We start from the raw sequence: 14,617 nt of genomic DNA on the forward strand, positions 1-14,617 counted from the left end.
GTCGACACCACGCCGGGTGACCGGACTTCGAAGGAGAGGCATGGACTTCACCCTGACCGAGGCGCAGGACGACCTCGCCGAGCTCACCCGCAAGATCCTCGACGACCAGGTGACCAACGAGCGGCTGCGCGAGGTGGAGCGCGGCGACGACCGGTTCGACCGAGCACTGTGGACGCAGCTGGCCACCGCCGACGTGCTCGGCGCCGGGCTGCCGGAGTCGGTTGGCGGCGGCGGTTTCGGGCTGCTGGAGCAGTGCAGCGTGCTCATCGAGCTCGGCCGCGCCGTCGCTCCGGTGCCGTACCTGAGCTCGATCACCACCGCTGCGGCCGCGATCGCCCGCTTCGGCACGGAGCAGCAGCAGCGCCGCTGGGCCGCACCAGCCGCTCGCGGCGAGCTGGTGCTCACCGCGGCGCTGACCGAGGAGCACAACCCGACCCCGGCGGTTCCGTCCTGCCAGGCCGAGCGCCAGGGCGGTGAATGGGTGCTCACCGGAAGCAAGACCGGCGTTCCAGCGGGCGCGATGGCCGACCTGGTGCTCATCCCGGCGTCCACGTCGGAGGGGCCGCGGGTGTTCGCGGTCGAGTCGGACCGGCTGACCGTGCAGCGCCAGCGCGTCGTCGATTCCGACAGCGAGGCCTGGCTGGACCTGGACGGCGTCCGGGTCGGCGACGACCGGGTGCTCGGCGGCGATCCGGTGCTCGGCTGGCTGCTGGCCCGCGCCACCGTCGGCAGCTGCGCGCACCAGGTCGGCGTGGTGTCCAGGGCCCTGGAGATGACCAGCGAGTACGCCCGCGAGCGGGTGCAGTTCGGACGGCCGATCGGCAGCTTCCAGGCGGTCGCCCAGCGGCTCGCCGATGCCTTCATCGACGTGGAGGCGGCGCGGCTGACGCTGTGGCAGGCCGCCTGGCGCCTCGACGAGGGCCTGCCCTGCGCGGCGGAGCTGGCGACCGCGAAGTTCTGGGCGGCCGAGGCCGGGCACCGCGTCGCGCACACGGCGGTCCACGTGCACGGCGGCGTCGGCATCGACCTCGACCACCCGCTGCACCGCTACTTCGTCGCGGCCAAGCGGAACGAGTTCAGCCTCGGTGCCGCGGCGGTGCAGCTGGGCCGGCTCGGCGACGCCCTGGCGGGCTGACGCATGACGCCCACCGTGACCGGACTCCTGCTCGCCCGCGCCGAGGACGAGCGCTGCGGCCTGCTCTTCGAAGACCGCTCGTGGTCGTGGGCGGAAGTGGTGCGCACCTGCTCGCAGTATGCGTCGCTGCTGCGTTCCCTGCGCCGCCCGGGCCCGTTCCACGTCGGCGTGCTGCTCGGCAACGTCCCGGAGTTCCTCTTCCTGCTCGGCGGCGCGGCGTTCTCCGGCGCGGTGCTGGTCGGGCTGAACCCGACGCGGCGCGGCGAAGCGCTGGCCCGCGACGTGCGGCTGACCGACTGCCAGCTGATCATCACCGACACCGCGCACGCCGACCTGCTCGCGGGCGTGGACGTCCCGATGCTGCTGGTCGACACGCCGCCGTGGCGGGCGCTGCTCGACGAGCACTCCGGTGCTGAACACGCCCCCGTCGAGGCAGACCCGGACGACCTGCTGGTGCTGGTGTTCACCTCCGGCACCGGCGGCGATCCGAAGGCGGTCCGCTGCACGCACGGCAAGATCGCGTTCCCCGGCCGGATGCTGGCCGATCGCTTCGGGCTCACCGGCGAGGACGTGGCCTACGTGTCGATGCCGCTGTTCCACTCCAACGCCCTGATGGCCGGGTGGGCGGTCGGCGCCGCCGCCGGTGCGGCCATCGCGCTGCGCCGCCGGTTTTCTGCCTCCGGTTTCCTGCCCGACGTGCGCCGGTTCGGCGTCACCTACGCCAACTACGTCGGCAAACCGCTCGCGCACGTGCTGGCCACCCCGCCGCGGCCCGACGACGCGGACAACCCGCTGCGGCTGGTGTACGGCAACGAGGCCAACGAGCGGGACGTGCTGCGCTTCGCCGAGCGGTTCGGCTGCCGGGTGGTCGACGGCTTCGGCTCCACCGAGGGCGGCATCGCCATCGCCCGCACCCCGGACACCCCGCCTGGCGCGCTCGGCAAGCTGCCCGAGGGCGTGGCCGTGCTGAACCCGGACACCGGAAAGCCCTGCGCCACCGCGCAGTTCTCGCCCGACGGCAGGCTGCTCAACCCGGAGGAGGCCATCGGCGAGCTGGTCAACACCACCGGTTCGGGCTGGTTCGCCGGCTACTACAACGCGCCGGAGGCCGATGCGGAGCGGATGCGCGACGGCATGTACTGGAGCGGCGACCTGGCCTACCTGGACGCCGAGGGCTTCTGCCGCTTCGCCGGCCGAACCGCCGACTGGCTGCGGGTCGACGGCGAGAACCTGGCGACGGCGCCGATCGAGCGAATCCTGCTGCGCCACCCGGACATCCGCGAAGCGGCGGTCTACGCGATCCCGGACCCGACCACCGGCGACCAGGTAATGGCCGCCCTCATCACCACGGCCGACTTCGCCCCGGAGACCCTCGCGGACTTCCTGACCGCTCAACCGGATCTGGGCCCGAAGCAGTGGCCCCGCTACATCCGCCTCACCACCGAACTGCCCCGCACGGCGACGCACAAGATCCTCAAACGCCACCTGATGTCCGAAGCCCTCGACACCGCAGACCCGATCTACCACCGATCAGACACCACCTACGCCCCCGCCCCGTAACCGGGACCCGCGCAATTTCAATGGAAATCGCACGTCCAATTTCCATTGAAATTGCGCGCAACCCGACGCACCACCGGCATGTCGGCACCCAACACGCCGACACCCCGCAAGTTCCATTGAAATCGCACGTCCAAATTCAATTGAAATTGCGGAGGTTCTGCGCAGGGCGGGCGCACGTCGGGTGTCCGAAGGCCCCGAGGAGCCGGGCACGGCCGGTCACTCGGGTCCTGGTGGTCTTCTCAGCTGAGGCCTGGTGGTGTACTCAGCCGGGCACTGGTGGCCTTCTCAGCCGGGTCCTGGTGCGCCTGGTGGTCTTCTCAGCCGGGCCCTGGCGCGCCTGGTGTCTTCTCAGCGGAGGCCGGTGAGCCGGTCGATCGTCTCGTCGAGTTCGGCCAGCAGGTCGGCCATCACGTCGGCGACCGGGCGGACCTGGTTCATCCGGCCCACGATCTGGCCCACCGGCATCGACACCACCGACGGGTCCGCGGCCCGCATGATGCGCTGGTGCGCCTCGCTGACCAGGATGTTCTGCAACGGCATCGGCAGCGGATCGGGCGCGCCGGGCACCGTCCACGCCTCGGTCCACCGGGTTTTGAGCAGCCGCGCGGGTTTTCCGGTGTAGATTCGCGAGCGGACCGTGTCGCTGGAACCGGCCGCCAGCAGCGCCTGCTGCGTCACGGCGTTGCCCGGCAGCTGCTGGTACTCGGTGGTGGCCAGCCAGTACGAGCCCATCCACGCGCCGCTGGCCCCGAGCGCGAGCGCCGCCGCGGCCTGCCGCCCGGATCCGATGCCGCCCGCGGCCAGCACCGGCGCCCGCGCGCCGACCGCGTCGACGACCTCCGGTACCAGCACCATGGTGGCGATCTCGCCGGTGTGCCCACCGGCTTCGTGGCCCTGCGCCACGACGATGTCCACCCCGTTGTCGACGTGCCGCACCGCGTGCTCCGCCTTGCCCGCCAGCGCCGCCACCAGGACGTCGTGCTCGTGCGCCTGCTCGATGACGTCCACCGGCGGCGAGCCCAGCGCGTTGGCGATCAACCGCACCGGGTGCCGTAGCGCGACGTCCACGTGCGACCGGGCCACCGAGTGCAGCCAGCCCAGCACGCCGTCGCGCTGCTCCTCCTCGGCGGGCAGCTTCGGCACGCCGAGCTCGTCGAGCGTGCGGTGGACGAAATCGCGGTGCTCCGGCGGGATGAGCTCGGCGAGGTCCACCGCGGCGCCCTCGGTGGGGATCTTCGCCGGCATCACCACGTCCACCCCGTAGGGCTTGCCGTCGGTGTTGGCGTCCATCCAGTCCAGCGCCGCGTCCAGGTCATCGGCGTCGTTGAACCGCACGCAGCCCAGCACTCCGAGCCCGCCCGCACGGCTGATCGCCGCCGCGACGTGCTCGGAGGGCGTGAACCCGACGATCGGGTGCTCGATGCCCAGGGTGTCGCACAGTGTCGTTCGCATCTGGTCCTCATCGGTCGTCTCGGAACGCCGGGCTCCCGAAACCCGCGGCTTCCGCCGAGAGCGGCGTGCGTTCCCGGTGGAAGCCGCGGGATCTACTGAGCCGCGCGCTTGGGCTCGCGCACCTCGGCGGGCGGGTGCGCTTCGGTGTGCTGCTTCGCCCAGGTGTAGTCGGGTTTTCCGCTGGGCGAGCGGGTGATCTCGTCGACCAGCCACAGGCTGCGCGGCACCTTGTAGCCGGCGATCGACTCCCGGACGTGCGCGTCGAGGTCGGCCAGCCCGGGCTTAGCACCGGGTCTCGCCTGCACCACGGCCGCGACCCGCTGGCCCAGCCGCTCGTCGGGCACTCCGACGACCAGCACGTCGAAGACGTCCGGGTGGGACTTCAGCGCCGCCTCCACCTCTTCCGGGAAGACCTTCTCCCCACCGGTGTTGATGGACACCGAGCCGCGGCCCAGCATGGTCACCGTGCCGTCGTCCTCGATCCGGGCGTAGTCGCCGGGCACCACGTAGCGCGTGCCGTCGATCTCGACGAACACCTTCCGCGACTTCTCCTCGTCCTTGTAGTAGCCGAGCGGCACGTGCCCGCGGCGCGCCAGCCACCCCACCTCACCGGGCTCGGCGAAGGTGTTGTCGTCGCGGATGACGGTGGTGGAGGCGTCGGCGTTGACCCGCGGGCCGCCGGACTGCCCGCTGTCGCGGGTGACCACGCCGATGCCGCTGAACCCGGTCTCGGAGGAGCCGATGGAATCGGTGATGACCACGTTCGGCAGCTCGTCGAGGTACTGGCGCTGCACCGCGGGCGAGAACAGCGCCGCGCTGCTGGAGATGGCCAGCAGCGAGGAGGCGTCGTAGCCGCCGTCGCGGTAGGCCTCGATGAGCGGCCGGGCCATCGCGTCGCCGACGATCGCCAGCACGTTGACCTTCTCCCGCTCGATGGCCCGCCACACCTCGTGGGCGTCGAACTGCGGCACGAACACCACGGAGCTGCACGCGAAGAGGTTGCCGAAGCTGGCCCACTGCGCGGCGCCGTGGATGAACGGAGCCGCCGGAAGCCTCGTGAGGCCACCGCTTTCGGCACCGGCGCGCGCCTGCTGCCACTCGTCGCGCATCGCTTCACCGGTCATGAAGTCGATGCCGCCGCCCAGCACCCGCCACACGTCCTCGTGCCGCCACATCACGCCTTTCGGCATGCCGGTGGTGCCGCCGGTGTAGAGCAGGTACAGGTCGTCGGAGCTGCGCGCCGGGAAGTCCCGCTCACCGGAATGGCCGGACAGCGCGGATTCGTACTCGGTCCCGCCGTGCTCGAGGTCCGTGCCGTCCTCGATCACCAGGACCTCGCGCAATCCCGGGAACTCCGGGCGGATCTGCGCGACGTTGTCGCTGTAGCGGCGCTCGTGCACCAGCGCCGCCAGGTCGGCGTTGTCGAAGATGTACCGCAGTTCCGCCGGCACGTAGCGGAAGTTGATGTTGATCGGTACGGCGCGGATCTTGTAGGCCGCCAGCATGGCCTCCAGCGCCTCGATCCCGTTGCGGGAGTAGATCCCGATGTGCGAGCCGCGCCCGAGTCCACGAGCGGTGTAGTGGTGCGCCAGCTGGTTGACCCGCCGGTCCAGCTGCCCGAAGGTGAGCCGTTGCTCGCCGCAGACCACGGCGGCGCGATCTGGCGTCAGATCGACGGCGTGCTCGAAAAGATCTGCGATGTTGTACGCCACCCTGAAGAAAGTAGAACGTGTTATCGTCCCGGGCAAGAACCCGTTCGAGCCCAACCGGATTTCGACTCCGATGCCGGGCTCCTTGGACGATCCAGAACCGCTTTCCCCTTGACAGCAAGGCCATCCGCCGAGTGGAGGGTTTCCCATGACGTCGAGCGCCGAAGCACCCCACTGCCTGGTCGAGCGCCGCGGGCCGGTGCTCGTGGTGACGATGAACCGGCCCGAAGCGCGAAATGCGCTGTCCGGCCCGATGTTGCAGATCATGCGAGAAGCGTGGGACGAAGTGGACCGCGACGACGAGATCCGCGCCTGCATCCTGACCGGCGCCGGAGGCGCGTTCTGCGCGGGCGCGGACCTCAAGGCGATGACGCAGTCCCACCCCGGCGACACCACGCGCGGCATGGACATGTCGGTGATCGAGCCGCTGCTCAAGGGCCGCAGGCTGACCAAACCGCTGATCGCGGCGGTGGAAGGCCCGGCGATCGCGGGCGGCACCGAGATCCTGCAGGCCACCGACATCCGGGTGGCCGGCGAGAGCGCCCGCTTCGGCGTCTCCGAAGCACGCTGGGGCCTGTTCCCGCTCGGCGGCTCGGCCGTCCGCCTGCCGCGCCAGATCCCGTACACCGTCGCCGCGGACATCCTGCTGACCGGCAGGCACATCCGCGCCGCGGAGGCCAAGGAGATCGGCTTGATCGGTCACGTCGTCCCCGACGGCCAAGCGCTCACCAAGGCCCTCGAACTGGCCGGGCTGATCGCCGCCAACGGCCCGCTGGCCGTGCAGGCGATCCTCCGCACCATGCGTGAAACGGAAGGCATGCCGGAGAACGACGCGTTCAAAGTGGACGCACGGCTCGGCATGGAGGTGTTCACCAGCGAGGACGCCAAAGAAGGCCCCAGGGCCTTCGCCGAGAAGCGCACCCCGAACTTCCGCGCTCGCTGAAACCCAGCGGTGAAGGGCACCTTCCAGCAAGGTGCCCTTCACCGCGTTCAGATCGCGCGTTCCCGATCGGCCCAGTACGGGGCGCGGAGCTTGCGCTTGTAGAGCTTGCCGTTGGGGTCCCTGGGGAGTTCATCGATGAAGTCGATGGTGCGGGGCGTCTTGAACTTCGCCAGTCGATCCCGGGCGTAGGCGAGGAGTTCGGCCGCCAGCTCGTCGCCGGGCGAGGTGCCTTCGGCGGGTTGCACGACGGCCTTGACCTCCTCGCCCCAGTCCTCGTTCGGGACGCCGAACACCGCCACGTCGGCGACCTTCGGGTGCACCGACAGGGCGTTCTCGATCTCCGCCGGGTAGATGTTCACGCCACCGGAGATGATCATGTCGCTCTTGCGGTCGCACAGGTACAGGTAGCCGTCGGAGTCGAGGTAGCCGACGTCACCGAGGGTGAACAGGTCGCCGACGCGCGCCTGCTCGGTCTTGCGCGAATCCCGGTGGTACTCGAAGGTCGAGGCGCCCATCCGCATGTACACCGTGCCGATCTCGTCCGGCGGCAGCTCCGCACCGTCGTCGCCGAGCACCTTGACGGTCGAGCCCGGCCACGGCTTGCCCACCGATCCCGGCTTCCGCAGCCACTCCTCGGCGCCGATCGCGGTGCCACCGCCCTCGGTCGCGGCGTAGTACTCGATCACCACCGGGCCCCACCACTCCAGCATCGCCCGCTTGACCTCCAGCGGGCACGGCGCGGCACCGTGGATCGCCGCGCGCATCGACGAGACGTCGTAGCGCTGCCGCACCTCCGGCGGCAGCGCCAGGAGCCGGTGGAACTGGGTGGGCACCATGTGCGTGTGCGTCACCCGGTGCCGCTCGATCAGCCGGAGCATCTCGGCCGGTTCCCAGCGGTCCATCAGCACCGCGGTGTGCCCCAGCTGGATGGAGTGGGTGACGAAGTTGAGCACCGCCGTGTGGTAGAGCGGCGAGCAGCACAGGTGCACGTGCCCGTCGAAGGGTTCGAGCCCGAAGATGCCGAAGAACCAGGTCGCGGCGGCGGGCACCACGTCGGGATCGGCACCGGTCAGCGGTCGCCGGACGCCCTTGGGGCGCCCGGTGGTGCCGGAGGTGTAGAGCATCGGCGAGCCCGCGGTGCGCACGTCCGGCCGCTTCGCCGGCTCCTGCGCGCCGAGCTGCGACAACTGCTGGAACCCGGGAACCTCGCCCACTGCGAAGCGCGCCGATGCGGGCAGCCCGCTGCGCGCGGCGGCGTCGGAGGCGGCTCCGGCGAATCGCTCGTGCGCGATGAACGCCTTCGCGCCGCTGTCCTCGATCAGGTAGGCGACCTCGGGGCCCACCAGGTGCCAGTTCACGGTCACCGCGTACAGGCCGCACTGCAGCGCGGCGAAGTAGGCGGCCAGCAGGTCCGGGCCGTTCGGCAGCATCAGCACCACGCTGTCGCCGACGTCGAGCCCCATGCCCTGCAACCCGCGGCCGTAGCGGTCCGCCGCGGCGGCGAGCTCTGCGTAGGAGACCGAACTGCCGTCGGGGGCGATCACGGCGGTGCGGTCCGGTTCTTGCTCTGCGATCTTCCACAGCCCGATGTCGGACACGGCGGACTCCTGTCAACGGCGGGAATCGGAAAGCTCCCGCGAATCTAGAACCTGTTCCACCACATCGGCAAGGCCCGGCCGCAATCACCGTTCAGTCCACTGAGGACTCCGAGTGCGGCGAAACCGGTCGGCGTCGGGGTGAAACCGCAGGCGTCGGAGCAGAACGGCTCCAGGCCACCGTCGAAGTCGAGCGGGCGGTGGTCGAACACCTCGGCCTGCAGTGCGCTGACAGCTTCGTCGGCGAACTCACCGCGCCACTCGCAGCTGATCGCGGTGCGAGGCCATCAGCCACCACCGAGGCCCAGCGCGGTCGACACGCGCCGGATGTGGTCGACGGAGCGGCAGCCGACCAGCAGCGTGTCCACCCCGGACTTCTCCCACTCCGCCACTCGCGCCCGCACGGTCTCCGCGTCGCCGATGACCGCCACGTCGTCGACCATCTCGTCCGGCACCGCGGCCACCGCCTCCTCGCGCCGGCCATCGCCGTACAGCCGCAGCACGTCGTCGACGACCTCGCCGTAGTCCATCCGGCGGAACAGCTCGGCGTGGAAGTTCATCCCGGGCGCGCCCATCCCGCCGATGTAGAGCGCGAGCGAGGGCTTCAGCTTCGCCCGCTCGGCGGCCGGATCGTCGGTGACGACCACCTGGCAGCTGGCGGCGACCTCGAAGTCCGCGCGACCGCGCCGCGCTCCCGGCCGGGCGAAGCCCTCCGCCAGCCAGTCCTCGTACATCCCGGCGACGCGCGGCGAGTAGTACACCGCGATCCACCCGTCGGCGATCTCGGCCGTCTGCGCCACGTTGCGCGGGCCTTCGGCGCCCAGCCAGATCGGCAGGTCGGCGCGCAGCGGGTGGGTGATCGGGCGCAGCGACTTGCCCAGCCCGATCGATCCCGGCCCGTCGTAGGGCAACCGGTAGTGCGCGCCCTCGTTGCGCACCGGCGCCTCGCGAGCCAGCACCTGCCGCACGATCGAGACGTATTCCCTGGTCCGCGCAAGGGGTTTCGCGAACGGCGTGCCGTACCAGCCCTCCACCACCTGCGGCCCGGACACGCCGAGCCCGAGCACGCAGCGGCCGCCCGAGAGGTGGTCCAGCGTCAGCGCGTGCATCGCGCACGACGCCGGGGTACGCGCGGCGACCTGCGCCACCGAAGTGCCCAGCCGCACGCGGCTGGTCCGCGAGCCCCACCAGGCCAGCGGGGTGAAGGCGTCCGATCCCCAGGATTCCGCGGCGAAGACCGAGTCGAACCCGGCACTCTCGGCACCGAGAACGAGTTCCTCCGCGTTCGGCGGCGGCGCCGCTCCCCAGTAGCCGAGCTGAAGTCCGATCCTCATCAGCGATCCTCCTCCTCGCGACGGAACCACCGGCGCCCATCCTGCCCGCATGTTGCCCCAAAATCGAGAACATGTTTCACTGCGAAACGTGACTGGGCTCTCCGAACCACTCAGCGCACCGCTCGAAGTCGGCTTCGACTACACCCGCTCCCTCGGACCGGTTCACCGCCGGTTCGCCACCGAACTGCGCGGCCGCCGCATCGTCGGCGTGCGCGGCAGCGACGGCCGGGTGCACGTGCCACCGGTCGAGTACGACCCGGACACCGCCGCCGCGCTCGACGAGTTCGTCCCGGTCGGCACCCGGGGCACCGTGCTCAGCTGGTCGTGGATGCCGCGCCCGCTGGAAGGCCAGCCGCTGGCGCACCCGTTCGCCTGGGCGCTGGTGCAGCTCGACGGCGCGGACACCCCGATGCTGCACGCGCTCGACGCCGGTTCGCCCGACGCCGTGCGCACCGGAATGCGGGTGCAGGTCCGGTGGGCTGCCGAGCTGGGCAACGGCATCCGCGACATCGCCTGCTTCGAGCCGGTCGGCCAATCCCCCGCCGCGCCGCTGGAGGATCCCGAACCGGTCTCCATGATCACCGCGCCGGTCCACCTGCACTACCAGCACTCGGCCTCCCCGGAGGAGAGCCGCTACCTGCGCGGGCTCGCCGAAGGACGGCTGCTCGGCCAGCGCTGCCCGCAGTGCCGGAAGGTCTACATCCCGCCGCGCGGCGCCTGCCCCACCGACGGCGTGCCCACCGAGGAGGAGGTGGAGCTGCCCGACACCGGCATCGTGACCACCTTCTGCATCGTCAACGTGCCGTTCCTGGGCCAGCGGATCCCGCCGCCGTACGTGTCGGCCTACGTCCTGCTCGACGGCGCCGACATCGCCTTCCTGCACCTGGTGCTGGGCTGCGACGCGGCGGACGTGCGGATGGGCATGCGGGTGCGCGCGGAGTGGAAGCCCCGCGAGGAGTGGGGCTACACGCTGCAGAACATCGACCACTTCCGCCCCACCGGCGAGCCCGACGCCTCCTTCGAGACCTACGCCCAACACCTCTAGGCCGACCATCACCCGGGTGAACGCCGGTTTCCCGCGAAATCGACGCCCCGCCCGGGTCGGCCCGCTGCGACAACCGAAACGCCGAGGAGTGCACCGTGGCAGACGTAGCGGTCGTCGGGTTCGCGCAGGCACCGAACGTGCGCGCCACCCACGGCACCACCAACGGGGTCGAGATGCTGGTCCCGATCTTCCGTGAAGTGCTCGACAGCACCCGGTTGCGCACCGAGGACATCGGCTTCTGGTGCTCGGGGTCGTCGGACTACCTGGCGGGGCGGGCGTTCTCGTTCATCGCCGCGGTGGACGCCATCGGCGCCTTCCCGCCGATCAACGAGTCGCACGTGGAGATGGACGCCGCGTGGGCGCTGTACGAGGCCTGGGTGAAGATCCGCACCGGCGAGGTCGACACCGCGCTGGTCTACGGCTTCGGCAAGTCCTCGGCCGGCGACCTGCGCCGCACCCTCGCCCTGCAGCTCGACCCGTACACCGCGGCCCCGCTGTGGCCGGACTCGGTGAGCATCGCCGGGCTCCAGGCCCGGCTCGGCCTGGACGCCGGCGAGTGGACCGAGCAGGACATGGCCGAGGTCGCCGCCCGCAGCCGCGCCGCCGCCGGGCCCGGCGCCCAGATCTCGGGCCAGGTGGCAGCGGCCGACCTGCTCGCCGAGCCCTACCTCGCCGACCCGCTGCGCAAGCACGACTGCGCGCCGATCACCGACGGCGCCGCCGTGGTCGTGCTCGCGAGCGCCGACCGGGCGCGCGAACTGCACGAACGTCCGGCGTGGATCACCGGCCTGGAGCACCGGATCGAATCCGGCAGCATCGGCGCCCGCGACCTGCTCCGGTCGCCGTCGACCACCGCCGCCGCCGAGGCCGCCGGGGCCGGCGACGTCGAGGTGGCCGAGCTGCACGCGCCGTTCACCCACCAGGAGATCGTGCTGCGCCGGGCGATCGGGCTCGGCGAGGACGTGGCGATCAACCCCTCGGGCGGCCCGCTGTGCGGCAACCCGATGTTCTCCGCCGGGCTCTCGCGCATCGGTGAAGCCGCTTCCCGCGTGATGTCCGGTGCGGCGCGGCGGGTGCTGGCGCACGCCACCAGCGGGCCCGCGCTGCAGCAGAACCTGGTCTGCGTGATGGAGGGAAGGTCCTGATGGGCAAGCGGTTGGCGGCGGTCATCGGGACCGGCCAGACGCACCACACCAGCAAGCGCCTCGACGTCTCGATCGCCGGGCTGTGCCGGGAAGCCGCCGAGCGCGCGCTGGCCGACGCCGGGCTGGACTGGCCGGACGTCGACGCCGTCGTGGTCGGCAAGGCGCCCGATCTGTTCGAAGGCGTCATGATGCCCGAGCTGCACCTGGCGGATGCCCTGGGCGCGACGGGAAAGCCGATGATCCGGGTGCACACCGCCGGATCGGTCGGCGGCTCCACGGCCAACGTCGCGGCGAGCCTGGTGCAGGGCGGCGTGCACCGGCGGGTGCTGGCGGTGGCCTTCGAGAAGCAGTCCGAGTCCAACGCGATGTGGGCGCTGTCGATCCTGCCGCCGTTCAGCATGCCGGTCGGCGCGGGCGCGGGCGGCTACTTCGCGCCGCACGTGCGCTCCTACATCCGCCGCTCCGGCGCGCCCGAGCACATCGGCGCGATGGTGGCGGTGAAGGACCGCCGCAACGGCGCGCGGAACCCGTACGCGCACCTCAAGCAGCCCGACATCACGCTGGAGTCGGTGCTGGCCTCGCAGGTGCTGTGGGACCCGATCCGCTACGACGAGACGTGCCCGTCCTCCGACGGCGCGTGCGCGGTGGTCATCGGCGACGAGAGCGCGGCGGGTGGTTCCGCGGCCTGGATCCACGCGACCGCGATGCGCACCGAGCCGACCACCTTCGCCGGGCGCGACCAGGTGAACCCGCAGGCCGGGCGGGACGCCGCGGCGGCGCTGTGGCGGGAGGCGGGCATCACCGATCCGCTGTCCGAAGTGGACGCCGCCGAGATCTACGTGCCGTTCTCCTGGTTCGAGCCGATGTGGCTGGAGAACCTCGGCTTCGCCGCCGAGGGCGAGGGCTGGAAGATCACCGAATCCGGTGACACCGCGCTCGGCGGGCGGCTGCCGGTGAACCCCTCCGGCGGCGTGCTGTCCTCCAACCCGATCGGCGCTTCCGGCATGCTGCGCTTCGCCGAGGCCGCGATGCAGGTCACCGGCAAGGCGGGCGAGCACCAGGTGGACGGTGCGCGCACCGCGCTGGGCCACGCCTACGGCGGCGGCTCCCAGTACTTCTCGATGTGGGTGGTCGGCACCCGGAAACCGGGGGAACGATGAAGTTCACGTTATCGGTGGCGATGAGCCCGCTGGACCAGCTCGCCGGGCTGGCCCGCACCGCGGAGGAGTGCGGCTTCGCCGCCATCGCGCTGCCCGATTCGCTGTTCTACTCCGAGCAGGTTTCCGCGGCCTACCCGTACACGCCGGACGGCTCGCGGATGTGGAACGCCGAAACGCCTTGGGCCGACCCGCTGATCGCCGCCGCGGCGATGGGCGCGGTCACCTCGAAGCTGCGCTTCTACACCTCGGTGCTCAAGCTCGGCCCGCGCAACCCGGTGCTGCTGGCTCGTCAGCTGGCGTCGGTCGCGGTGCTCACCGGCGATCGCTTCGGGCTCGGCATCGGGCTCGGCTGGGCGCCGGAGGAGTTCGAGTGGTGCGGCGCGCCCTACGCCAAGCGCGGCGCGCGCGTGGACGAGGCCATCGAAGTGCTGCGGCTGATCCTCGGCGGCGGGATGGTCGAGCACCACGGCGAGTTCTTCGACTTCGACCGCCTGCAGATGAGCCCGGCACCGGCCGCTCCGGTGCCGATCTACATCGGCGGGCACACCGAGCCCGCGCTGCGGCGAGCGGCCCGGGTCGGCGACGGCTGGGCCTCGGCGATGATGACGCTGGAGGAGCTGCGCACCACCATCGACCGGCTCGCCGAGCTGCGCGCCGAGCACGGCCGCTCCGAAGTGCCGTTCGAGATCCAGGCGGTGTGCGTGGACCGCTTCGGCGCGTCCGGCTACCGCGAGCAGGCCGAGGTCGGCGTGACGGACGCGATCGTGGTCCCGTGGCTGTTCGACGGGCACGGCTTCGACGCCGATCTGCGCGTCAAGCAGGACTCCATCCGCAAGTTCGCCGACGAGGTCATCGGGCAGTTCTGAGCGTCCACGAGGTCGCAGACCGCCGCGCGGCGGTCGTCCCATGAGCGTGAGAATCACCGCACCGGACTCGGAGGAAACCATGGTCGAGGGCGTGCACTGGTCCGCCAGCACGGAACCGCACCCGGCGCGCGACGCGGCGCTGAGGTCGATGAGCGCGGTGACCCGCGGCGAGAAGGACGAATGGGTGGCGCTGTTCGCCCCCGACGGCTTCGTCGAGGACCCGGTCGGGCCGTCGGTCTTCGACCCGGAGGGCCGCGGTCACCACGGCCACGAGGGCATCGCGGCGTTCTGGGACCTGGCCATCGCCCAGGCCGACCGGATCGAGTTCCACATCCAGGACTCGTTCGCGGCGGGCCGGGAGGTCGCCAACACCGGGCACATCACGACGTTCCTCCCGGACGGCAGCACGATGGACGCCGAGGGCGTCTTCGTCTACCACGTCGACGAATCGGGCCTGATCCGCTCGATGCGCGCCTTCTGGGAGTTCGACCGAGCGCTGAAGACCCTCCGCGCAGCGGAGTGATCCGAACCAGGAGAAGGGCGCCTCGACCAGGCCGTTGGTCGAGGCGCCCTTCACCCACCCGGTCGGGTGCACCGATGTGCAATTTCAATTGAAATCAGAGGGTAGATTTCCATTGAAATTGCGGAAGTGCACGACCGCCGGCGCGCCGGT

At 71.2% G+C, this 14,617-nt stretch carries 12 protein-coding genes; 8 read left to right on the forward strand and 4 right to left on the reverse strand.

The features are described from left to right. Positions 1 to 40: 40 nt before the first annotated feature. Both C4T78_RS32025 and C4T78_RS32030 read left to right on the forward strand, forming a co-directional pair. Positions 41 to 1,135 (forward strand): acyl-CoA dehydrogenase family protein, encoded by a 1,095-nt coding sequence (locus C4T78_RS32025; RefSeq protein ID WP_093358053.1) that lies wholly within the window; start codon positions 41 to 43, stop codon positions 1,133 to 1,135. A gap of 3 nt (positions 1,136 to 1,138) precedes the next feature. Next, entirely contained in the window at positions 1,139 to 2,695 is a 1,557-nt protein-coding gene (locus C4T78_RS32030) for a long-chain-fatty-acid--CoA ligase (protein WP_093358052.1), read from the forward strand. Positions 2,696 to 3,043: 348 nt separating this feature from the next. Here C4T78_RS32030 and C4T78_RS32035 read toward each other — a convergent pair whose 3' ends face one another. Then, positions 3,044 to 4,147 (reverse strand): NAD(P)H-dependent flavin oxidoreductase, encoded by a 1,104-nt coding sequence (locus tag C4T78_RS32035; RefSeq protein ID WP_093358051.1) that lies wholly within the window; start codon positions 4,145 to 4,147, stop codon positions 3,044 to 3,046. 92 nt (positions 4,148 to 4,239) lie between these two features. Then, entirely contained in the window at positions 4,240 to 5,859 is a 1,620-nt protein-coding gene (locus tag C4T78_RS32040; protein ID WP_093358050.1) for an acyl-CoA synthetase, read from the reverse strand. A 145-nt stretch (positions 5,860 to 6,004) separates the two neighbouring features. On the opposite strand from C4T78_RS32040, the gene C4T78_RS32045 reads away from it, so the two are divergent. After that, positions 6,005 to 6,799: a crotonase/enoyl-CoA hydratase family protein gene (locus C4T78_RS32045; RefSeq protein ID WP_093358049.1), complete on the forward strand. Its 795-nt coding sequence runs from the start codon at positions 6,005 to 6,007 to the stop codon at positions 6,797 to 6,799. Positions 6,800 to 6,846: 47 nt separating this feature from the next. On the opposite strand, the gene C4T78_RS32050 is transcribed toward C4T78_RS32045, so the two are convergent. Both C4T78_RS32050 and C4T78_RS32055 read right to left on the reverse strand, forming a co-directional pair. Beyond that, positions 6,847 to 8,397: an acyl-CoA synthetase gene (locus tag C4T78_RS32050; protein ID WP_093358048.1), complete on the reverse strand. Its 1,551-nt coding sequence runs from the start codon at positions 8,395 to 8,397 to the stop codon at positions 6,847 to 6,849. A gap of 284 nt (positions 8,398 to 8,681) precedes the next feature. Further along, the gene (locus C4T78_RS32055) at positions 8,682 to 9,728 is read right to left on the reverse strand and encodes an LLM class F420-dependent oxidoreductase (protein ID WP_093358047.1); all 1,047 of its coding nucleotides are present in this window, start codon (positions 9,726 to 9,728) and stop codon (positions 8,682 to 8,684) included. 49 nt (positions 9,729 to 9,777) lie between these two features. On the opposite strand from C4T78_RS32055, the gene C4T78_RS32060 reads away from it, so the two are divergent. The 5 genes from C4T78_RS32060 to C4T78_RS32080 all read left to right on the forward strand — a co-directional run bounded on the left by C4T78_RS32060 (position 9,778) and on the right by C4T78_RS32080 (position 14,467). Further along, positions 9,778 to 10,773 (forward strand): Zn-ribbon domain-containing OB-fold protein, encoded by a 996-nt coding sequence (locus tag C4T78_RS32060; protein WP_093358046.1) that lies wholly within the window; start codon positions 9,778 to 9,780, stop codon positions 10,771 to 10,773. Positions 10,774 to 10,868: 95 nt separating this feature from the next. After that, complete coding sequence (locus tag C4T78_RS32065; protein ID WP_093358045.1) at positions 10,869 to 11,918, forward strand: thiolase family protein; 1,050 nt, start codon at positions 10,869 to 10,871, stop codon at positions 11,916 to 11,918. After that, positions 11,918 to 13,078: a thiolase family protein gene (locus tag C4T78_RS32070; RefSeq protein WP_093358044.1), complete on the forward strand. Its 1,161-nt coding sequence runs from the start codon at positions 11,918 to 11,920 to the stop codon at positions 13,076 to 13,078. The genes C4T78_RS32065 and C4T78_RS32070 overlap by 1 nt, the downstream gene beginning before the upstream one ends. Further along, positions 13,075 to 13,944: a TIGR03619 family F420-dependent LLM class oxidoreductase gene (locus tag C4T78_RS32075; RefSeq protein ID WP_093358043.1), complete on the forward strand. Its 870-nt coding sequence runs from the start codon at positions 13,075 to 13,077 to the stop codon at positions 13,942 to 13,944. The genes C4T78_RS32070 and C4T78_RS32075 overlap by 4 nt, the downstream gene beginning before the upstream one ends. A 79-nt stretch (positions 13,945 to 14,023) precedes the next feature. Then, positions 14,024 to 14,467, forward strand: a complete 444-nt coding sequence (locus C4T78_RS32080) for a nuclear transport factor 2 family protein (RefSeq protein WP_093358082.1) — start codon at positions 14,024 to 14,026, stop codon at positions 14,465 to 14,467. Positions 14,468 to 14,617 lie beyond the last annotated feature (150 nt).

This window comes from Saccharopolyspora kobensis, from assembly GCF_900108315.1.
Lineage (GTDB): Bacteria > Actinomycetota > Actinomycetes > Mycobacteriales > Pseudonocardiaceae > Saccharopolyspora > Saccharopolyspora kobensis.